Annotated in this window: 19 protein-coding genes; 11 read left to right on the top strand and 8 right to left on the bottom strand. The window is 65.8% G+C overall.

Annotation, left to right across the window (positions count from 1 at the left end):
• Positions 1-56: 56 nt before the first annotated feature.
• Complete coding sequence (gene pdeM, locus D619_RS0100520) at positions 57-716, bottom strand: ligase-associated DNA damage response endonuclease PdeM (RefSeq protein WP_017666597.1); 660 nt, start codon at positions 714-716, stop codon at positions 57-59.
• A 32-nt stretch (positions 717-748) separates the two neighbouring features.
• Positions 749-3181: a ligase-associated DNA damage response DEXH box helicase gene (locus tag D619_RS0100525; protein WP_017666598.1), complete on the bottom strand. Its 2433-nt coding sequence runs from the start codon at positions 3179-3181 to the stop codon at positions 749-751.
• A gap of 43 nt (positions 3182-3224) precedes the next feature.
• Between D619_RS0100525 and D619_RS0100530 the strand changes: the two genes are divergently transcribed.
• Entirely contained in the window at positions 3225-4229 is a 1005-nt protein-coding gene (locus D619_RS0100530; protein WP_026090549.1) for a ligase-associated DNA damage response exonuclease, read from the top strand.
• Here D619_RS0100530 and D619_RS17980 read toward each other — a convergent pair.
• Positions 4226-4852, bottom strand: a complete 627-nt coding sequence (locus D619_RS17980) for a PEPxxWA-CTERM sorting domain-containing protein (RefSeq protein WP_193743232.1) — start codon at positions 4850-4852, stop codon at positions 4226-4228. The two genes, D619_RS0100530 and D619_RS17980, sit on opposite strands and share 4 nt — an antisense overlap.
• Before the next feature lie 88 nt (positions 4853-4940).
• On the opposite strand from D619_RS17980, the gene D619_RS0100540 reads away from it, so the two are divergent.
• The 4 genes from D619_RS0100540 to D619_RS0100555 are packed head-to-tail and all read left to right on the top strand — an operon-like array spanning position 4941 to position 10115.
• The gene (locus D619_RS0100540) at positions 4941-6020 is read left to right on the top strand and encodes a quinone-dependent dihydroorotate dehydrogenase (protein WP_017666601.1); all 1080 of its coding nucleotides are present in this window, start codon (positions 4941-4943) and stop codon (positions 6018-6020) included.
• Positions 6017-6421: a GNAT family acetyltransferase gene (locus D619_RS0100545; protein WP_017666602.1), complete on the top strand. Its 405-nt coding sequence runs from the start codon at positions 6017-6019 to the stop codon at positions 6419-6421. The genes D619_RS0100540 and D619_RS0100545 overlap by 4 nt, the downstream gene beginning before the upstream one ends.
• A 58-nt stretch (positions 6422-6479) precedes the next feature.
• Positions 6480-8213, top strand: coding sequence for a gamma-glutamyltransferase (gene ggt / locus D619_RS0100550; protein WP_017666603.1), 1734 nt, complete (start codon positions 6480-6482; stop codon positions 8211-8213).
• Positions 8214-8267: 54 nt separating this feature from the next.
• Complete coding sequence (locus D619_RS0100555; RefSeq protein ID WP_017666604.1) at positions 8268-10115, top strand: AMP-dependent synthetase/ligase; 1848 nt, start codon at positions 8268-8270, stop codon at positions 10113-10115.
• On the opposite strand, the gene D619_RS15115 is transcribed toward D619_RS0100555, so the two are convergent.
• The 3 genes from D619_RS15115 to D619_RS0100570 are packed head-to-tail and all read right to left on the bottom strand — an operon-like array spanning position 10103 to position 14494.
• On the bottom strand, positions 10103-12067 hold the full coding sequence (locus D619_RS15115; RefSeq protein WP_017666605.1) for a PBP1A family penicillin-binding protein: 1965 nt from the start codon (positions 12065-12067) through the stop codon (positions 10103-10105). The genes D619_RS0100555 and D619_RS15115 overlap by 13 nt on opposite strands.
• The gene (locus tag D619_RS0100565; RefSeq protein WP_017666606.1) at positions 12067-13665 is read right to left on the bottom strand and encodes a peptide chain release factor 3; all 1599 of its coding nucleotides are present in this window, start codon (positions 13663-13665) and stop codon (positions 12067-12069) included. The genes D619_RS15115 and D619_RS0100565 overlap by 1 nt, the downstream gene beginning before the upstream one ends.
• A 43-nt stretch (positions 13666-13708) precedes the next feature.
• A complete protein-coding gene (locus D619_RS0100570) occupies positions 13709-14494 on the bottom strand; it encodes a PEPxxWA-CTERM sorting domain-containing protein (protein ID WP_017666607.1) in 786 nt (261 codons plus the stop codon).
• A 225-nt stretch (positions 14495-14719) separates the two neighbouring features.
• On the opposite strand from D619_RS0100570, the gene D619_RS0100575 reads away from it, so the two are divergent.
• The 3 genes from D619_RS0100575 to D619_RS0100585 all read left to right on the top strand — a co-directional run bounded on the left by D619_RS0100575 (position 14720) and on the right by D619_RS0100585 (position 17218).
• A complete protein-coding gene (locus D619_RS0100575; RefSeq protein WP_017666608.1) occupies positions 14720-15646 on the top strand; it encodes a helix-turn-helix transcriptional regulator in 927 nt (308 codons plus the stop codon).
• 143 nt (positions 15647-15789) lie between these two features.
• Positions 15790-16836, top strand: coding sequence for a D-alanyl-D-alanine carboxypeptidase family protein (locus tag D619_RS15120; protein ID WP_152417224.1), 1047 nt, complete (start codon positions 15790-15792; stop codon positions 16834-16836).
• 1 nt (position 16837) lies between these two features.
• On the top strand, positions 16838-17218 hold the full coding sequence (locus D619_RS0100585; RefSeq protein WP_017666610.1) for a RidA family protein: 381 nt from the start codon (positions 16838-16840) through the stop codon (positions 17216-17218).
• Positions 17219-17282: 64 nt separating this feature from the next.
• On the opposite strand, the gene D619_RS0100590 is transcribed toward D619_RS0100585, so the two are convergent.
• Together D619_RS0100590 and D619_RS0100595 are read right to left on the bottom strand one after the other, a co-directional pair.
• Positions 17283-17714, bottom strand: a complete 432-nt coding sequence (locus D619_RS0100590) for a hypothetical protein (protein WP_017666611.1) — start codon at positions 17712-17714, stop codon at positions 17283-17285.
• A 778-nt stretch (positions 17715-18492) separates the two neighbouring features.
• Positions 18493-19224, bottom strand: a complete 732-nt coding sequence (locus tag D619_RS0100595) for a class I SAM-dependent methyltransferase (protein WP_017666612.1) — start codon at positions 19222-19224, stop codon at positions 18493-18495.
• Between the two features lie 84 nt (positions 19225-19308).
• Here D619_RS0100595 and D619_RS0100600 point away from each other — a divergent pair, with 84 nt between their 5' ends.
• The 3 genes from D619_RS0100600 to D619_RS0100610 are packed head-to-tail and all read left to right on the top strand — an operon-like array spanning position 19309 to position 20920.
• Entirely contained in the window at positions 19309-19728 is a 420-nt protein-coding gene (locus D619_RS0100600; protein WP_017666613.1) for an ABA4-like family protein, read from the top strand.
• Positions 19725-19916 carry a DUF1289 domain-containing protein gene (locus D619_RS15125; protein ID WP_017666614.1) on the top strand — a complete coding sequence of 64 codons (192 nt, stop codon included), beginning with the start codon at positions 19725-19727 and terminating at the stop codon, positions 19914-19916. Before D619_RS0100600 ends, D619_RS15125 begins: the two co-directional genes overlap by 4 nt.
• Positions 19913-20920, top strand: coding sequence for an LLM class flavin-dependent oxidoreductase (locus D619_RS0100610; protein WP_017666615.1), 1008 nt, complete (start codon positions 19913-19915; stop codon positions 20918-20920). The genes D619_RS15125 and D619_RS0100610 overlap by 4 nt, the downstream gene beginning before the upstream one ends.
• Positions 20921-20944 lie beyond the last annotated feature (24 nt).

The raw sequence follows: 20944 nt of genomic DNA on the forward strand, positions 1-20944 counted from the left end.
TACGAGAGCGTCAACCTGCGAATATCATCCCCTCTCCCCTTGCGGGAGAGGGGGATTCAAACCGGAAAACGCAACAGCCGATCGCCTTCTACCACCAGCGCCGTCGCCGGCCCGGCCAGCGCCGTCTGCAGCGCAGGATCGGCGATGTCGAGCCCGCCAGTGAAGGCACCATAAGCCGGCAGGATCAGCTTGGTCGGCGCGTGCGCGTAGCAGCGCCGGGCAATGTGGCGGCCACGGTGGCGGATCACCAGCTTGGGGTGGAAATGGCCGGAGAGTTCCGGCGTCGGGTCGGCCGGAACGGCCTCGTGGCGCAGTACCAGCGGGCCGAGGCGGGCTTCCGCCATCACCCGCCCGCCCAGCACGGCAGCCGAATCCTCGTCGTGGTTGCCGGTGATCCACCACCAATCGAGGCTGCGCGTCATCGTCATCAGCGCGCGGCGGGTTTCGACTGACAGTCTGTCGGGGCCGGCTTCATCGTGAAACGAATCGCCCAGGCAGACCAGCCGCTGCGCGCCCGTCGATTCGACGGCGGCAATCAGGTTGGCCAGCGTTTCGGCGGTGGCATGCGGCGGCAGCAGCCAGCCTTTTGCGGCGAAATGGCTGGCCTTTTCGAAGTGCAGGTCCGCCACGAACAAGGTCGATTCCGCCGGCCACCACAGCGCGCCACACAGCAGCGGCTGGAGCACTTCACCAGCGAACGAAAAGGAAACAGGCATGGTGCTGCGTTAGGCCCGCGCGGCCCCTGCGGTCAATCCACTCGCATCGCTTCGGCGATCAGTGCTTCGGCTTCAAGCAGCAGCGCCGAATCGGCACTGTCGCCTATTCGTTCGCGCCCAATTGTGAGCAAGGACGGCACCGCCAGCGGCGTCACGTGCGCAGCGCGAACATGGCTCAGCCGCGCATGCGCCTGTTCCAGCAGGGCCGCCAACCGGGCCACATCGGTCAGCTTGCCGCGCGCATCAGTCCACGCCGCGGTGAGCAGCAGATGGTCCGGCTCATACCGGCGCAGCACGTCATAGATGAGGTCAGACGACACGCTCATCGCCTTGCCCGACTTGTGCACACCGGGCTGCACCCGTTCGATCAGGCCGCCGATGATGGCGACCTCGCGGAAGGCCCGGCGCAGGAACGGCGAGGCGGCGAGCCATTCGGCCAGTTCGTCTTCCAGCACGGTCGGATCAAACAGGGGCCGCGGATCATCCACCGGATCGAGGCTCCAGCAGGCCATGGCGTAATCGCTGGCGACAAAGCCCAGCGGCTTCAGCCCGGCCCGCTCCATGCGCTGCGTCACCAGCATCCCCAGCGTCTGGTGTGCAGGATGGCCGGCAAAGCCATAGACGACCATGTACCAGCGATCATCGCGCTGGAAGGTTTCGACCAGCACATCATCTTCGCCCGGCAGACGCGAAACCCGGGCCTGGATTGCCAGCCATTCGCGCACATCATCCGGCATGCCAGGCCAGCGCGCGCGGTCATTCATCAGGCCGCGCACCCGCGCCGCCAGCCGGGTGGTCATCGGCATCCGCCCGCCGGCATAGACCGGCACCTTGGGGCTTCCGCGCCCCATGCGCACATGGATATCGGCGCCGTCGAAGCCGGTGACTTCAAGCGTCTGCCCGGCGAACATGAAACTGTCCCCCACCCGCAATTGCCCGGCGAAATACTCCTCGACCTGGCCCAGCCTGCGGCCGTGGTGGCGGGACTTGCCGCTGCCGAAGACAACGTTCATCGCCACAGCCTCGACGATGGTGCCGCTGTTCATCCGCCACTGCCGGGCCAGCGCGGCGGAGCGCAGCCGCAGCCTTCCATCCGGCAGCGCCACCAGCCGCTGGTAGCGTTCATAGGCCTTCAGCGCATAACCGCCGGTGGCCGCATAGCCGAGCACGGCGTCAAAGCTCTCGCGGGTGAGGCCGGCATAGGGCGCGGCGCTTTTCACCTCGTCATATAGTTCATCCGGGTAAAACGGCCCGGCCGCCGCGCAGCCCACCACGTGCTGGGCCAGCACATCGAGCGCGCCGGGGCGGAAGCCATCGGGATCAAGCTCGCCGGCTTGCACCGCATCGCGCGCCGCGAGTGCCTCCAGATATTCGAAGCGGTTGCCCGGCACGATCAGGCAGCGGCTGGCTTCGTCCATGCGGTGGTTGGCGCGTCCGGTGCGTTGCAGCAGCCGCGATGCCCCCTTGGGCGCGCCCATCTGGATGACGAGATCAACATCGCCCCAGTCCAGCCCGAGATCGAGGCTGGCGGTCGCCACGATGGCGCGCAATTTGCCGGCGGCCATCGCCGCTTCCACCTTGCGGCGGGCTTCGGGGGCGAGGCTGCCATGGTGGATTCCGATGGGCAGGGCGTTGTCATTCTCCGCCCACAGGTCGCGGAAGACGAGTTCAGCGACGGCGCGGGTGTTGACGAAGACGATGGCCAGTCGCGCCGCCTCGATGCGGCGCATGACGGCGCGGGCCGCCCAGCGGCCATTGTGACCGCCCCAGGGGATGCGATCGTCGATGACGAGGATATCGATGGCCGGATCGGCGCCACCTTCCGCCACCACGATCTCCACCTGGGTCGCGTCGGCGTCGGGTGCCAGCCAGCCGGCCCAGCTTTCCGGATCGGCGATGGTGGCGGACAGGCCGACGCGCTGCAGCGCCGGTGCCAGCCGCTGCAGGCGGGCGAGGCACAGCATCAACTGGTCGCCGCGCTTGGTGGTGCCAAAGGCGTGGACTTCATCGATGATGACACGCTTTACCCCGGCCATCATCGCGGCGGCTTCGGGGCTGGAGAGGAGATTGGCCAGGCTTTCCGGGGTCGTGAGCAATATGTGCGGCGGCTGTTCCTTCTGCCGCGCCTTGCGGGCGGCTGGCGTATCCCCGGTGCGGGTTTCCACCCTGATATCCAGCCCCATCTCGGCCACCGGCGTGAGCAGGTTGCGCTGCACGTCCACCGCCAGCGCCTTCAAGGGCGAGATGTAGAGCGTGTGCAGGCCCTCGGCGGGATTGGTGGCAACATCAGCCAGTGTCGGCAGGAACCCCGCCAGCGTCTTGCCCGCCCCGGTCGGCGCGGTGAGCAGCGCATGGCGACCGCGTGCCGCGGCGTCCAGCATCGCCTGCTGATGCGCGCGCACCAGCCAGCCGCGCGCGGCAAACCATTGGGCGATGATACGGGGCAGTTGCACGCTGCGACCCATGGCAAGGGTGACAGGGGCAGCGCAAGCCGGCATCGTGGCGCGCATGGCAACAACGCCCGATTGGATCACGCCCCGGCCAGAGGGGCTCTATCTGCCCGGCATTGATGCCTGGGTTGATCCATCGCGGCCGCATCATCGCGCCATCATCACCCACGGCCACGCCGATCATGCCCGCGCTGGCCATGGCAAGGTGCTGGCCACCGCCGAAACACTGGCGATCATGCACCAGCGTTTCGGCCCGCAGCCGGGCGGGCAGGCATTGGCCTATGGCGAGCGGCTGGCGCTGGGCGATGGGCTGACGCTGATGCTGCTGCCGGCCGGCCATGTGCTGGGCTCGGCGCAGGTGGTGCTGGAGAAGGGCGGCACGCGCATCATCATATCCGGCGATTACAAGCGGCGGCCTGATCCGACCTGCGCGGCGTTTGAGCCGCTGCCCTGCGATATCTTCATCACTGAAGCCACCTTCGGCCTGCCGGTGTTCCGCCATCCCGATGCCGCCGGCGAAGTGGCGAGGCTGCTGGCTGCGCTGGCCGCCAATCCCGATCGCTGCGTGGCGGTGGGCGCCTATGCGCTGGGCAAGGCGCAAAGGCTGATCGCCGAACTGCGCCGCGCCGGCCATGATGCGCCCATCTATCTGCATGGCGCGATGACGGCCCTGTGCGTGCTCTATGATGCGCACGGCGTGGCGCTGGGCGATCTGCGCCCGGTTGGCATGCTGAAGGGCGAGGCCTTGAAGGGCAGCATCATCATCGCGCCGCCCTCGGCGCTGCGCGATGTGTGGAGCCGCCGTCTGCCCGATCCGATCACCGCCATGGCTTCAGGCTGGATGCGCGTGCGCCAGCGCGCCGTGCAGAGCGGCATCGAACTGCCGCTGGTGATTTCCGATCACGCCGATTGGGACGAGCTGACCGCCACCATCACCGAGCTGAACCCCGCCGAAGTCTGGGTCACCCACGGCCGCGAGGAGGCGCTGCTGCACTGGTGCGGCCTCCACCAGCGCCGGGCGCGAGCCCTGGCGCTGGTGGGGCGCGAAGACGACAGCGATTAGGCGGCGACGGCCACCCGGCGGCGGCGCGCCACGGCACCCACCAGGCCAAAGCCGGCAATCAGCATGGCCCAGCTTGCCGGTTCCGGCACGGCTCCGGTGGCATCACTGAACTGGAAATTGGGGCCAAAGCGGCCGCCGCTGTTGGCAGTAACGATGCTGGGAAAGGCAAAGCCAGAAGCATTGGACGAGCGAGCGCTGCCCAGGAAGCTGATACCGGCGGCCAAGGTGAGGCTGCCAACCGACGAGGTGTAATTGTCCCCGTCTCCGGTGAGGTCGCGACCACCGATGAAATAATCCCCCGCGGCCAATGTGAAGGGCGAGGCGGCCGCAAAGCGCCAGACGCCATCGGTCGGCGCACCCGGCGTCACCGTGGTGCTGCCCAAAAGGGTGCCGGTCGACGACCAGATGCCCACCTGGTGACTGGCGGCAAGCCGTTCATTCTGCACCCACCAGCCCAGCGCTGTCACCTTGATGGCGCTGGCCGTGCTGAACTTCCAGCCGACGGTTTCGTCGGAGCTGAAGCCGGTGAAGACCGAGCCAGTGGTGAAGCTGGTCACCGCATTTGTGGCCATCGCTGGCACCGCGACCAGCAGCATCGAAGCGGCCAGAAGAATTTTTCGCATCACATACCCCCGGAGACTGACAGAACAGAACGAATCCGAACTGAACATATTGTTGCCAATTCGTCAACGCATGTCGGTCGGTCTTTGCATGAAGGCGGGCAAGTGGCATGGACCGCACACGATGTTCACCGCCCTCAAACCCCTGCTGTTCTCGCTCGATCCCGAAGCCGCGCACAATCTGACGCTGGCCGCGCTGAAGGCCGGCCAGGGACTTTCGTTGCTGCCCGCTGCGGCGGCTGATGATTCGATCCTTGCAACCGAACTGGCCGGCCTGAAGCTGCCCAACCCAATCGGCCTTGCCGCCGGCTTCGACAAGGATGCCGAAGTGCCCGATGCCATGCTGCGTCTGGGCTTCGGCTTTGTCGAATGCGGCAGCGTCTGCCCGCGCCCGCAGCCGGGCAATGCCAAGCCGCGGCTGTACCGGTTGGCGGAAGATGAGGCGGTAATCAACCGCTTCGGCTTCAACTCGAAGGGCGTCGAGTTTGCCCATGCAAGGCTGTCGGCGCGGGCTGGCCGGCTCGGCATCGTCGGCATCAACCTTGGCGCCAACAAGGACAGTGAGGATCGCACCGGCGATTATGTGACCGGTCTGCGCGCGCTGGCGCCACTGGCGTCATACGTCACGGTCAACATTTCCTCGCCCAACACGCCGGGCCTGCGCGCCCTGCAGGACGGCGCGGCGCTGGCTGATCTGATCGCGCGGGTGATGGAAGCGCGCGGCGGGCTCGATGTGCCCCAGAAAATACCTGTTTTCGTCAAGGTCGCCCCCGATCAGGGCGAGGAGGACTGGGGCACCATCGCGCGCGCCTGCCTGGATGGCGGGGTGGATGGCCTGATCGTGTCCAACACCACCATCTCGCGCCCGGCATTGGCCAGCCGCCATGCCGGCGAAACCGGTGGCCTGTCGGGCAAGCCGCTGAAGCTGCCGGCGCTGGCGGCCCTCAAGCGCTTCCGCCTGGAGACCGGCGGTGCCCTGCCGCTGATTGCGGTGGGCGGCATCGCCAGCGGGCAGGATGCCTATGACCGAATCCGCGCCGGCGCCAGCGCGGTGCAGCTCTATTCGGCGCTGGTCTATCACGGGCCGGGGCTGGTGACGCGCATCAAGGCCGATCTGGCCGCGCTGCTGCGCAGGGACGGCTTTGCCAGCGTGGCGGACGCAGTCGGATGATCGCGCCGCTTTCAGTCGACGCAATTCCGGCCGCGGTGTCGCTGTGGCAGGCGGCCGGGCTGACGCGACCGTGGAACGATCCGGTGGCCGATGCCAAGCGGGCGCTGGCCGGTCCATCCTCCACCATATTGGCCATTCATGATGGTGATCGCCTGTTGGGCACGGTGATGGTAGGCCACGATGGCCATCGCGGCTGGGTCTATTATCTGGCGGTGGCCGATGATTGCCGGCGAGCCGGCCATGGCCGCACGCTGATGGCGGCTGCAATGAACTGGCTGCGCGCAGCGGGGGTGCCCCGGCTAAATCTGATGGTGCGCCACGGCAATGATGCGGTTCTGGGCTTTTATCTGGCGCAGGGTTTCCGTCAGGCAGAAGTCCACGTGCTGCAGCACGATCTGTGACCCGCCCATCGTTTTGGCCACTTTTCAGGCGCGCAAATCGGCCTAAGGTGCAGACCCCATGAAGACCACGCTTTTCCTCGCCGTCTCCCTGTTTGCCACTGCAGCTGTGGCCCAACCCATCCCCAAGGATGCCGACAGCGGGCCCGTACAGGCCGCCAGCACGGCCGGCGCCGGGCCGTTCAAGGCGGTGGTGTCAGCCGCCAACCCGATGGCATCAGAAGCCGGCCTGAGCATCCTGAAGCGCGGTGGCAGCGCTGCCGATGCGGCCATTGCCACCATGCTTGCGCTCACCGTGGTGGAGCCGCAAAGTTCTGGTATCGGCGGCGGCGGCTTCATCGTCTATCAGCCGGCGAACGGCCCGGTGGGCAGCATCGATGGCCGCGAAAAGGCGCCTGGCGTTGCCAGCCCCAGGCAGTTCCTCGGGCCCGAAGGCAAGCCGATGCCGTTCATGCAGGCGGCCACGGGCGGGCGCAGCGTGGGCGTGCCGGGCAATGTCGCGCTGGCCGCCGAAGCCCACAGGAAATGGGGCAAGCTGCCCTGGGCCACGCTTTTTGAACCGGCGATCAAGCTGGCCGAAGGCTTCACCATCTCGCCCACCATGGCCCGCTTCATCGCCTTCGGGCAGGACAGTCTGAAACAGGCCGGCCCGGAAGGCCGCGCGCTGTATTTTGACAAGGACGGCGCGCCGTTGAAGGCCGGCACCACCTTCCGCAATGACAAACTCGCCGCCACGCTGCGGCTGATTGCAGCCAAGGGGGCTGACGCATTCTACAAGGGGCCGATCGCGGCCAGCATCGTGAAAACGGTGAGCACCGCCGACGCAAACCCGACCGCGATGACCCTGGCCGATCTCGCCGCCTACAAGGCTGAAGTGCGCGCTCCGGTGTGCGGTACCTATCGCCAGTACAAGATCTGCGGCATGGGCCCGCCGTCTTCGGGCGGCACCGGCGTGCTGGCCATGCTGAAGCAGCTTGAGCGTTTCGACATGAAGGGGTTGGGCAAGGATAACCCGGTGGCCTGGCACCTGTTCGGCGAAAGCCAGCGCCTGGCCTATGCCGACCGCGAGAAATGGATCGGCGATCCCGGTTTCGTGGCGGTGCCCACCAAGGGCCTGGCCGATCCGGCCTATCTTGCCGCTCGTTCTGCCCTGATCAGTGCCGGGGAACGCATCGCCAAGGCCGAAGCCGGCATGCCGGCCGGCGCGCCGACGGCGCGGGTGAACGCAGCCGACAATGAAGTGGCCGGCACCACCAATTTCGCCGTGGCCGACAGCGCCGGCAACATCACCACCTGGACGTCGACGGTGGAAAAGACCTTCGGTTCCGGCCTGGTCGCCGAAGGCTTCGTGCTCAACAACGAGTTGACCGATTTCAATTTCGCCCCGGAAGATCAGGGCAAGCTGACCGCCAATCATGTGCAGCCGGGCAAGCGGCCGCGATCGGCAATGTCCCCTACAATCGTGTATGATGCGTCAGGCAAGGCGATCCTTGCCATCGGTGCGGCTGGCGGTGTGACCATCGTGGCGCAGGTGACCAAGGCCATCATCGGCGTGCTCGATTGGGGGCTGCCGGTGGAGGAGGCCATCGCGCTGCCGCAGCTGATTGCCATCGGCGACCGATTCGCGGTGGAAAAGGGCACGATGCTGGAAACCATGATTCCGGCGTTCACCGCCATGGGCCACAAGCCGGTGGCAACCGCGCTGCCGCTGAAACTGAATGGGGTGCAGCGCGTGTCGGGTGGCTGGCGCGGCGGGGCTGATGCCCGCGGCGAAGGCCGGCCGGCGGGTTATTGACGACAAGAACAGCGGGCGGCCAACGCCCCACAGACACGTCTTTGGGAGAGGACAATGTTGCCGAAACTGCCGCCGTTGCGGCCTGCCGCCATTGCCGCGCGCGTCGATGCTGCGCCCAATCTGGTCACGCTGTTTCTTGATCGGGCCGATGAACAACCGGCCGCGCCCTTCCTGGTCTCCAAGGTGGGCGGCGAATGGCGCACGATCAGCTGGGGCGAAGCGCGCGATATCGTCGCCAGCCTGTCGGCCGCATTGACCGCCGCCGGCATAAATCGCGGCGATCGCGTGGTGCTGGTGTCCGAAAACCGCCCGGAATGGTGCCTCGCCGATCTCGCCGTGATGGCCGCCGGCGCCATCACCGTGCCGGCCTACATCACCAACACCGAAGCCGATCACACCCATATCCTGACCAACAGCGGAGCCAGGGCGGCGCTGGTTTCGGGCCCGAAGCTGGCCAAGGCGCTGCTGCCGGCCGCCATGGCCACCGATAATTGCCGCACCATCATCGCCCTGGAACCGGTGCAGGACGTGCAGGGCCTGGCCATTCACGACTGGAGCAAGCTGATCGCCGGCCGCGCAGCCGTACTGGATGAAGACCGCGCCGCCCTGCGCGCCCGCGCCACCATGAAGCGCGAGGACCTGGCCTGCATCATCTACACCAGCGGCACCGGCGGGCTGCCGCGTGGCGTGCGCCAGCATCATGGTGCCATATTGCGCAACATCGCCGGCGCCATCGCGGTCATCGAACAGGATTTCTTCCCCGGCGATGTGCCGGGCGAATTGTTCCTGTCGTTCCTGCCGCTGTCCCACAGTTACGAACACACCGCCGGCCAGTACATGCCGATCGGCATGGGCGGGCAGATCGCCTATGCCGAAGGGCTGGAGAAGCTGGCCAGCAACATCGAGGAGGTGCGCCCCACCTTCATGGTGGTGGTGCCGCGCCTGTTTGAAGTGCTGCGCATGCGCATCGCCAAGCAGATCGAGAAGCAGGGCGGGCTGGCGATCACATTGCTCAATCAGGCGCTGGGCATCGCCCGCAAGGAAGCCCGCGGCGAGAAATTGTCGCTGGCGGAGAAACTGATCGATCAGGCGCTGGAGCGCACCATCCGCAAATCCATCCGCGCCAAGTTCGGCGGCCGGCTGCGCGCCATGGTGGCCGGCGGCGCGCCGCTGAACCCGGAAGTGGGCATTTTCTTCACTGCCATCGGCATCCCGATCCTGCAGGGCTATGGCCAGACGGAAGCCGGCCCGGTGATCAGCTGCAACCGCCCGCGCGCCAAGCTGAAGATGCACACGGTCGGCCCGCCGCTGGACCAGGTGGAGGTGAAGATCGCCAGCGACGGCGAGATCCTCGTGCGCGGCGAACTGGTGATGGACGGTTACTGGATGAACGATGCCGAGAGCCACAAGGCGCTGAAGGATGGCTGGCTCTACACCGGCGACATCGGCCATCTCGACAAGGATGGCCATCTCGTCATCACCGATCGCAAGAAGGACATCATCGTCAACGACAAGGGCGATAATGTTGCGCCCCAGCGGGTCGAGGGCATGCTCACCCTGCAGGACGAGATTGCCCAGGCCATGGTCTATGGCGATCGCCGGCCCTATCTGGTGGGCGTGGTGGTGCCGGAAGCCGAATGGGCACTGGCCTTCGCCCGCGACAAGGGCCTGCCAGCCGATCTGCACAAGTTGAAGGACGAGCCGGAATATGTCCGCACCCTTCAGGCCGCCGTCGACCGGGTGAACCAGAAACTGAGCGTGATCGAGAAGGTGCGCCGGGTGATCATCGCCGATGAGGCGTTCAGCACCGACAATCAGCAACTGACCCCATCACTCAAGATCCGCCGCCATGTGCTGAAGCAGGTTTACGGCGAGCGGCTGGACAAGCTCTACAAGGATTGAGGCACGACCTGCGGCGGCTCCGGCGGTGCCGTCACGCTTTCATCCGGAATGTCGATCACCGGCGGCGGGTTGTTCGGCTCGCCGTTCAGATCGACGGTCATGCCTTCCATGTCGGCGGCCAGCGCCTCCATGTCGACTTCCACCGGTGCGACTTCCTCTTCCACCTCGAGCCGGCCTTCGGCCTGCAGCGCGCGTTGCATGAAACCCTTCCACAGCCGCGCCGGCAGGCCGCCACCCACGATGCTCGCCGCCATCGGCGAATTATCATCATTGCCCACCCAGATGCCCACGACCAGATCGCCGGCAAAGCCGATGAACAGCGCATCGCGGTGATTTTGCGTGGTGCCGGTCTTGCCCCAGGCCGGCATCGGCAGCCGCGCCGCATTGCCGGTGCCGTTGCGCACCACGGAAGAAAGCAATTGCATGATGTCGGCGCGCACCGGCCAGCTGGCCTTCGTGTCTTCGGGCGGTGTCACCTTTTCCGGCCATGGATCAGCGCGCCACAGGCCGGTGGCCTTCACCGGATATTTGCCCAGCGCCACGGCGGCAAAGGCGCGTGTCATGTCGATCAGCGGGATCGGCGTGGTGCCCAGCGCCATCGCCGGATAGATGCTCACCCCGCCGTCGATGCCCAGTTTCTTCACCTGGGCGGCCACGGCGGAAATCCCCACTTCCTGCGCCAACTTCACCGCGGCGATGTTGGAACTGGCAGCAAAGGCGGTGGCCAGGCTGATGGTGCCGCGGAAGCGCAGATCATCATTCTTGGGCGCATAACATTCGCCCGGCTGCTGGCCCGGCTCGCAGATTTCGATGGGCTCATCGACAATGGTGTCGCCCGGCTTCTTGCCGGCCTCCAGCGCCGCCAGATAGACGAACAGCTTGAACGAAGAGCCCGGCTGGCGCTGCGCCTGGGTGGCGCGGTTGAAGCTGCTGGCCTTGTAATCCGTGCCGCCCACCATGGCGACCACGCGGCCATCCAGCCGCATCGCCACCAGCGCCGCCTGGCTCACGTTCAAACCGCCGGCACGGGCGAGACCATCCTTCACGATATCCTCGGCGATCTTCTGCAGCCTGGGATCGAGCGTCGTCTTCACGACAATCTCGCCATAATCGGCTTCGGTCGCCTCGCGCGCCTGCGGCAGCACCCAATCGGCGAAATAGCTGCCGGTAGGCAAACTCTTGCGGCCGGGGCGATAGGCGGCCGGGCGCGCGGCCTTGGCCTGCGCCGCCGTGATCACACCGGTTTCCACCATGGCCGCCAGCACCTGCGCGGCGCGCTCGTTTGCCTGCTTCAAGTGGCGCGAAGGGGCCAGCCGAGACGGGGCCTGCACGAGACCGGCCAGCAAGGCGGCTTCGCCCAGCGACAATTGCTCGGGCGCCTTGTCAAAATAGGTGCGCGCGGCCGCGCGGATGCCATAGGCGCCATCGCCGAAATAGACCGAGCTCAGGTAATTCTGCAGGATCTCGTCCTTGCTCAGCCGCGCCTCCAGATAGAGCGCGATGATGATCTCCTGCAGCTTGCGCTTGATCGACCGTTCCGACGAGAGGAAGCTGGTCTTGGCCAATTGCTGGGTCAGCGTCGATCCGCCCTGGCGCACGCCGCCGGCCTGGGCATTGGTCACCAGCGCCCGGAAGATGCCGATCGGATCAATGCCCCAATGGTCCTTGAAGCGGCGATCCTCGATGGCGATGAAGGCCGCCGGCACATGCTTTGGCAGCTGCGCGATCTTCACCGGCTCTTCCTTGTAATCGCCGCGCCGGGCAATCGGCTTGCCGTTCATGTCGGTGATGATCAGGCTGGGCTGCTTGGCCGGTTCCAGCGCGCGGCCCAGCGGGGCGGTGGCCACCAGCCACAGCAGCAACAGGCCGAACAATCCCAATATTCCGCCGGCAATCCACCAGCGATACGGGCGCACCCGCTGCCAGGAAAGGCTGACGGGCAGGCCGGCCATCAGGCGCGTTCCCTGGTGGCGGAGAATTTGATGTCGGGGAAACGACCGGTCACGAAGTTCAATTCCCAATTGTCGCGTGCCAGGAACACCGGTGCTCCGTCGCGATCTTCGGCCATGGCGCTGCGATGCTCATCCACGAATGCCTTCATGGCCGCAGCCGTGCCGGAAATCCAGCGCGCGGTTTCATAGGGGGACGGCTCGAAGCTGGCCGCCACGCGATATTCGGCCTCCAGCCGACTGATCAGCACTTCCAGCTGCAACTGGCCAACCACGCCAACGATCCACTGGCTGCCGATCGCCGGCTTGAACAACTGCGTCACGCCTTCTTCCGCCATGTCGGTGAGCGCGGTTTTCAGCTGTTTCGATTTGGTCGGATCATCCAGCCGCACGCGGCGCAGGATTTCGGGGGCGAAATTGGGAATGCCGGTGAAGGTGACATCATCTTTCTCCACCAACGAATCCCCCACGCGCAGCACGCCGTGGTTGGGAATGCCGATGATGTCGCCGGGGAAGGCCTCGTCGGCGATCTCGCGGTCCTGCGCGAAGAAGAAGATCGGCGAGTTGATGGCGATCAGCTTGCCGGTGGCCATCTGCTTCAGCTTCATGCCGCGCCGGAAGCGGCCAGAGGCCAGCCGCAGGAAGGCGATGCGGTCGCGATGCTGCGGATTCATGTTGGCCTGCACCTTGAACACGAAGCCGGACACCTGGGTGCCATCCGGGTCCACCGCCGCCGGCAGCGCCGGTTGCGGGCGCGGAGACGGCGCCATGGCGGCAATCGCGTCAATGAGGTCAACCACGCCGAAATCCTTCAGCGCCGAACCGAAGATCACTGGGGTGAGCGAGCCAGCGCGATATTTCTCGATATCCAGATCGGAATAGCCACCCTCGGCCAGTTCCGCCTGTTCGCGCAGGCGGCCCGCCATCGGCCCGGCCAGCGCATCGATGCGCGGATCATCGAGGCCATCGACATCGATCACGTCACCGGCCAACCGGCTGTCGCTGCCATCAGGCCTGTGGAAACGCTTGCGCTTGAGGTCATAGAGACCAGTGAACTCGCCGCCCAGCCCGGCTGGCCAGTTCAGTGGCGCCACATCCAGTTGCAGCATGTCGGCCACTTCGTCGAGCAGGTCGAACGGGTCGCGGCCTTCGCGATCCACCTTGTTGATGAAGGTGATGATCGGCACGTCGCGCAGACGGCAGACCTCGAACAATTTGCGCGTCTGTGCCTCGATGCCCTTGGCGGCATCGATCACCATCACCGCGCTGTCGACAGCGGTGAGCGTGCGATACGTGTCTTCGGAGAAATCCTCGTGGCCCGGCGTGTCGAGCAGGTTGAAGGTGACGCCGCCGCGCTCGAACGTCATCACGGATGACGTGACGGAGATGCCGCGCGCCTGCTCGATCTTCATCCAGTCAGACCGCGCGCGGCGGTTCTGGCCACGGGCGCGCACTTCGCCGGCGGCATGGATGGCGCCGCCGAACAGCAGCAGTTTTTCGGTCAATGTCGTCTTGCCGGCATCGGGGTGCGAGATGATCGCGAAGGTGCGCCGGTTCTTCACCGGGTTCGACGACAGCAAGGCAGAAGCGGGAGCGGACATGGCCGCGCTCCATGGCGGCTTTGTCGCGCTCCCGCAAGCAGCGTCAGGCAGTCACACGCCGCAACTGCGCTTGCCGCCGCCGCATACTGACACCGGTCAGGCCAAAGCCCGCGATCAGCATGGCCCAGCTGGTCGGTTCCGGCACCGCCGTGGCACCCGGGAGGATTTCCCAATTGAAGCTTTGCACGCCAAAGGCTTCGCGGGGGTTGCTGCCAGTGCTCACCCATTGGATATTGAACAGGGTCACCGTGTGCGTGCCGGCGCCAAAGCCGATCGAGCCGCCGCCCTCGAAGAAGGGATCGACGTCATCGAGCAGATAGCCGGCATTGTAGGACTGGCCGCTGAGGCTGGTGCCGAGGAAGAAGCCGTTGACGCCAAAGGTGCTGATGCCTTTGACCAGTTCGTGGGCAATCCTGTAGTTGTAGGTAAAGGTGCCCGGCGCATCGAGCGTGAAGGTGTAGCTCCAGTTCGGCTTGAGTGCGTCGTTGGCCACATAGCCGCCGCCGCCGCCCTCGGACGCAAAGCCCCAATTGGCACCGAATGAACCCTTGCTGGCCGATTCCCAGGTGGCGCCGGCATTGCCATAGCTATAGCGGCGCTGCACGCCCTGGATATTGGCGCCCAGCGCTTCGGCCTGGCTGTTCGCGTTGTAGGTAACGCCGGGGTTCAGCGCGGCCCAATTGTCCTGCGAAAGATTGCCCAGCGTCACCACGTCGTTCATCTTCACGCTGCTCTGCCACTGCACGCCACCAGAAACGGCCGTCACCAGCGCGGCGGCCGGTGCAGAGGCCAACAGGCCGGTCAGCGCCAGGATCATCGTCGTCTTCATTGTCATTTCCCCGCAAATTTCGCCGGCACATCAGGGATTTGGCGCGCCGTACAGATCAATGACGGCTCGATAGCAGCAGCTGCCGCTGCACCGAAAGATGCGCCGGTGTGCGCCAAACGGCGCAACGGTTGCGCAACCTCTGCAACCAATACTGCAACACTTTCTTAACCAGTTGCGCGATGGGCTTTTCAACGCCGGCATTTGTGGATAAGTTTTTCCGCAGCGTTGAAGTGGGGGCTGGTGGCGCAGGTGCGGGATTTCGGTGACAAGCTGACGCTGGTGCTAAAGGCGCTATCGATCAGCCGGGCGCGGCTTGCAGTCGCGGCCGGTGTGGACAAATCGCTGGTCGGCCGCTGGTGCGCCGGCACCTATGCGCCCGCCGCCCACAATCTGGAACGCATCACCCAGACCATTGCCGAACGGCTGCCGCATTTCACCATGCATGATTGGGATCGCAGCATCGGCGACCTGGCCGCCCGGCTGGGGGTGGACGTGGCGCAGCCAGCAACCGCCGGCCCCGATCAGCTGATCATCCCGATTCCACCAGCCACCGGTGCTGCCACCCGGGCACGGGCGGCCGATCTGGAAGGCTTCTGGCGGGTGATCTATTCCGCCGGCGTCAACGAGATGCCCGACATGTTCGTGCAATCCTATGGCATGATCCGGCTGGAGGCAGATGGTCATCTGTCGTGCCGGGCCGGCATCTTCGATGCGTTCGTCGAAGGCTCGGCCATATTGGTCAACAATCAGCTGTTCCAGATCGCCATCAATCCGGCGCGCGGCACGCTTTCACTGGCGCTGTTCAACTGTGCTGCCGAAGGCAAGGCGCAGACCATGGATGGCATCACCCTGTCGTGCCGGGATGGCCTGGGCGGCACGCCGATGGCATCGCCCTGCTTCAGCGAACGGGTCGCCGATCTGTCGGGCGACATGGCGGCGGACAATCGCCGCTTTGCTGCCCTGTGCACGCAGCATCCGGTGTTGCCTGAAGGCGCGGTGCCGCCACACATCCGCGATCATCTGGTGCGCAATGCCGGTCGGGCCGCGGCGGCAGCGGGCGGCGATCTGCTGGTGATGATGCCGCATCTGCGCTCCCTGGCACGGGCCAGCACCAGTGACACCGCCCACCCGGCCCTGCGCGTGGTTTCCTGACATCACGGCCCGCGCCTGACGGCGATCTGTTGCAATCGGGAGACAGGCGAAGGCTGCGACGCCGCGCCACCGTCATTCTGCCCTTTTCAGCGACGTGCCAATCAGGTTAATCTTCGTTGCGTGGCAAGAGAGGGAAAGACGCGTTGCTGATCAAGGCTCTGGCTCGAACACTTCTGATGCTGGTGGCGCTGTGGGCGCCATCTGCCTTTGCTGCCAGCCTTTATTCCGCGCCGCGCTATGCCGCCATCCTGATCGATCATGGCACCGGCGAAGTGCTCTACGCCCGCCGTGCCGATGAAATCCGCTATCCAGCCTCCATCACCAAGGTGATGACGCTCTATGTCGCCTTCGAGGAACTGGCTGCCGGCCGGTTGCAGCTGGATGACGATATCCGCATCTCGCGCCGGGCCTGGGGCCAGGCACCATCGAAACTCGGCCTGAAAGTCGGCGCCAGGATCAGCGTGCGCGATGCCTTTGGCGTGATCGCCACCAAGAGCGCCAACGACATTTCCGTCGCGCTGGCCGAACATATCAGCGGCAGCGAAGCCAAATTTGCCGACCGCATGACCACCACCGCCCGCCGGCTGGGCATGATGAACACGCGATTCTTCAATGCATCCGGCCTGCCCCACGCCGAACACACCACCACGGCACGCGATATCGCCGTGCTGTCGCGCGCCATGCTGCGCGACTTTCCCGATCAATATCCGCTGTTTTCCAAGGCGCACTACCAGTATCGCGGCATGGCCGTGGCCAATCACAACCATCTGCTGCGCACCATGCCTGGCGTCGATGGCATCAAGACCGGCTTCACCAACGCCGCCGGCTTCACCTTGGCCGCCTCCGCCGTCCGCGGTGAGCGCCGCCTGATCGCCGTGGTGCTGGGCGGCCCCAGCCGGCTCGGCCGCGACAACAACATGCAGGATCTGCTCAACATCGGCTTCGACGTGCTCGACAGCCGCCAGCGCGGCCAGCCCTTCACCGTCGCCAGCCGCTTTGCCGAGCCCGACGATCTGCCCGATGCCGTGATGGAAACCCTGGCCGGCGATGTCGCTGCCCTTGATGGCGCTGTCGAGCAGCCCGCCCGCGCTGTGCAGGCCGTTGATGTCGCCGGCGCGATCAACACATTGGGCGATGCCGGCGTGAGCGGCGGCCGCAGCGGGGGCGGGGGCGGGCGTTCCCGCAACTAGGATGATCACACGCATTTCCAGCGGCGCGCCGTGGGAGGCGCTGGTTGGCTATTGCCGCGCCGTCGTCGCGCCACCGTTCGTGTTCGTCTCCGGCACCGTTGGCCGCAACCCCGACACCGGCGAACTGCCCGCCGACGTGGAAGGCCAATGCGCCAATGCCCTCACCATCATCGGCCGCGCGCTGCAAGCCGCCGGCACGGACTTCGCCCATGTCGTGCGCGTCACCTACTATGTGCCCCACCGCGCCGATTTCGAACCCTGCTGGCCGCAACTGCGCGACGCCTTCGGCGCCCACCCGCCGGCCAGCACGGTGATCTTCGCCGATCTTATCGATCCGGCGATGAAGATCGAGATCGAGGTGACGGCCGCGCTGCCGGGGTGAAGAAAAAGTGGGCCTCCGGCGGGCAGGGGCTGAGCCCCTGCACCCGCTTTCGTTGTTGGCAGCGCTAGAACGGCAATGGTGCGCGATCCGGCGCAACCCACTCCCGCCGCGCCGCAACGCTGAACAGCGTCTCACGCCGCCAATGCGCCAACAGCCAGTCCGACCGGCCCTGCGGCGACGCCATCAATGTGGCCAGCACGGAAGGCAGCGGCGCATACGGCCCCTGCACCGCCAGATGATGCGCCGCCGCTCGCAATGAGGCGATGGTGATGCTGTGATGATAGCCGCCGTCATCCGTGTTGGGTGTATTGGTCGCCTCGTTATAGCGGCTGATCAGCCGGCGCATCGCGTCATATTCGGCCAGCTCAGGCCGGTGCCGCAGCAACCACAAGGCCGCCGCGAAATGCCCCTCATGCGTCCAGTCCGCCTTGGGTAAGGAGCAATCAACCATGGCCCGCGCCAGGCGTTCGATCGCTTCGTCAGTCGTCAGTTTCATCGGATCGTCCCTTCCGTCAGACCGCCCGACCAGCACAAAAAACCCCGCCAGCCGGGCGGGGTTTTGTGGCTCTCGATGGCAGATGCCGGACTATCCGGCCCTCGAACCCACCGCGCGCACCAACACCGCCGCATTGCTGCGGCCTTGTTGGGTGGACGAGATAGCCATCAGGTTCATGGCGGCGGCCATAGCAGCGGGATGTGCCGGTTTCAAGAATGGCCGGCTTGGCCGGGAGTGAAAGAAACCAAGGGCCTCCGGCGGGCAGGGTCGCAGACCCTGCACCCGTTTGCATTCGGCTACGCTGGTTGGAGGATTGTCCGCCTGTGAGCCATCAGCTGTGTATGCTTGGTTCGTCCGGCAATGTCTTCAAATAGGCAGCGACTGCTTGAACAGTCGCTGCACACGATTGACGCTCGACGGCCGTTGATGTCCCCAAGCCCATGTGTTCTGCCCTTACCCAGTCTAGATACACCATGGCCTCTTCGGCAGATTTTCCCTGCCTTAACATACCCACAACGTGAAGAAGGTAGTCGTCGTACTCATCGGCGCAGCCTTCAGGCCAACCGCTGCCTGGTGCTCCCAAGCCGATTGGGTCCCACAACTCCCATCCGATATCCCGCAGGACCGAGAGCTTGATTGGTGGATGGCGGTTCATCTTGGCCTTAAATCCCCCAAGTTCAGCCTCCGCCCCAACCCCGCCGTAGAGCACCGTCCGAAAACGAAAGTGGGTGCAGGGGCTCAGCCCCTGCCCGCCGGAGGCCCTTCTGCCTTCAAACCATCAGGGCTTCACAAACCGATAATAAAACCGGTTCGTCTTCCCCCGCAGCGACGGATCGAACACCAGTTTCGTTGGATCATCGCCAGTCATTTCCAGGATCGGCACGCTGCCGGCGTAGCGGAAGCCGGCGCGGGCCATGTCGGCTTTGACAACGTCTGCGTCGATGCGGTGCGTCTTGTCGGCCTGGGCGCGGCTTTCCATGCCGGGCACGCCGTAGTGATCGATGATCAGCACCACGCCGCCGGGTTTCAGCGCGGCGAACAGGCGGGCGTTATAGGCATCGACATCGGTGCGCGGATATTTGTATTTTTCGCTCTGCCAGTAGAGGTCGTGATAGGTGAGGTGATAGAAGGCGGCGTCGAGCTTGTCGGGCATGGCGGCCTCGCCCGGCGCGCCGATGATCAGTTCCACATTGCGATTGCGCTGCTTCACCGCGTCCCACGCGGCCACGGTCTTGGGATCTTCCATGTAATTGACCGGCTCGACGGCAAAGACCTTGCCCTTGGGGCCGACATGGCGGGCGAGCAATTCGGTGTAATAGCCTTGGCCGGCCATCACATCCATGACGCGGGCGCCGGGGCGGATCAGGCTGTGGGCCAGCACCTCGGCGGGTTTGCGGCCGGCGTCGAGTGCCACCATCGCTTCCGGCCGGCCCGGCGCGCCAACCACATCAACCGGCGCGGCGGCCACCAGCGCCACGGCCATCAATGCCAACCCCAACACCTGCTTCATTGTTCGTCCTCCCCGATTTTATCAGATGCTGCCACAGCGCGGTTCGCTTGACCATCACTGCCGCCGCCACCATTGTGCGCCGCGATGACGCCCGAAAGCCTGTTCAGTATCGCCAGCGCCGCCGTGTTGCCCGGCTGGCTGGCGCTGGCCTGCGCGCCGCTGGCCCGGGCAAGGCTGGTATTGCTGGCGCGGGTGATCGCGGTGCTGCTGTCTGGCTTGTATGTCACGCTGCTGGCGACGGGCCTTGCGGGTGAAGGCCCGCCGCCTGGCGCTGGCTTCGACACGCTGGAAGGCGTGCGGCTGCTGCTGTCTTCCCCGCAGGCGCTGCTGGCCGGTTGGGTGCATTATCTGGTCTTCGATCTGTGGGTGGGCAGCTGGGAAGCCGAGGATGATGCGCTGCCACACTGGCTGCTGCTGCCCTGTCTGGCGCTCACCTTCTTGGCCGGGCCAACGGGTCTGCTGCTTTATCACCTGCTCAAGGCCGCGCGGAAGCCGCGGTCATGAGCGAGCTGCGCAGCGTCGCATCGCCCTGCACCAACGTCTGCCGCATCGACCGGCGGACGGGCTGGTGCGAAGGCTGCAAGCGCAGCATGGACGAAATCAGCCGCTGGCCCCATGCGGGGGATGACGAACGCCGTGCCATCCTTGCGCAATTGCCGGCGCGGGTGGTGAAGAAGGGGCTGTGGCGATGATCCCGCTTTCCGTGCTCGACCAGACGCCGATCCCGGAAGGCGTCACCCCGGCGCAGGCGCTGGCCAACAGCATTGATCTGGCCCGCCACTGCGAGGCGCTGGGCTATCAGCGTTTCTGGCTGGCCGAGCATCATGCCAGCGCCGCGCTCGCCGGCAGCGCGCCGGAAATATTGATCGGCGCCGTCGCCAACGCCACATCGCGCATCCGTGTCGGGTCGGGCGGGGTGATGCTGCCGCATTATTCGGCGCTGAAGGTGGCCGAACAATTCAGCCTGCTGGCTGGCCTGCATCCCGGTCGCATCGATCTGGGCCTGGGCCGCGCGCCCGGCAGTGACCAGCGCACGGCCGTCGCCCTGCAGCAGGACCGGCGCCAATACGCCCCCAATCAGTTCCCGCAGCAACTGGCCGAGCTGATCGGCTATCTGGAAAACTCGCTGCCGGATGATCACCCCTTTCACGCCTATGCCGCCACCCTGCCGGGCCGGCCGCATGTCCCCGAACCCTGGGTGCTCGGCTCCTCGCCCGATAGTGTCGCCTTCGCCGCCGATCTGGGCCTGCCGTACTGCCTCGCCGATTTCATCGCGCCGCGGCTGGGTGAACTGGCCGAAGCCTATCGTGATCAGTTCCGTCCCCGGCATGCGGGTAGCAAGCCGCATCTGATGGTGGCGGTGTGGACCGTGTGTGCCGAAACCGACGCGGAAGCGCTGCGCCTTGCCGCGCCGGCGCGAATGATGTTCGCGCATCTGTTGATGGGCAAAAGCATATCGGTGCCGCCGCCCGATGTGGCGCAGGCGTGGCTGGCCGATCGGCCGGATGTGGCCAAGGCCTTTGCCAGCCGCCGCGTGGTCGCCGGCAGCCCCGCCACCGTGCGCGCCGGACTTGAGCAAGTGATCGCCGAATATGCTCCGGACGAGCTGATGCTGGTCAACATCCTGCACGGCCATGAAGATCGCAAGCGCAGCTACACGCTGGCGATGGACGCAATGTCTCCGGTGGCGGCCTGACCCCATGGGCAAGCGCGTGTTGGC

Source organism: Sandarakinorhabdus sp. AAP62 (assembly GCF_000331225.1).
GTDB lineage: Bacteria > Pseudomonadota > Alphaproteobacteria > Sphingomonadales > Sphingomonadaceae > Sandarakinorhabdus.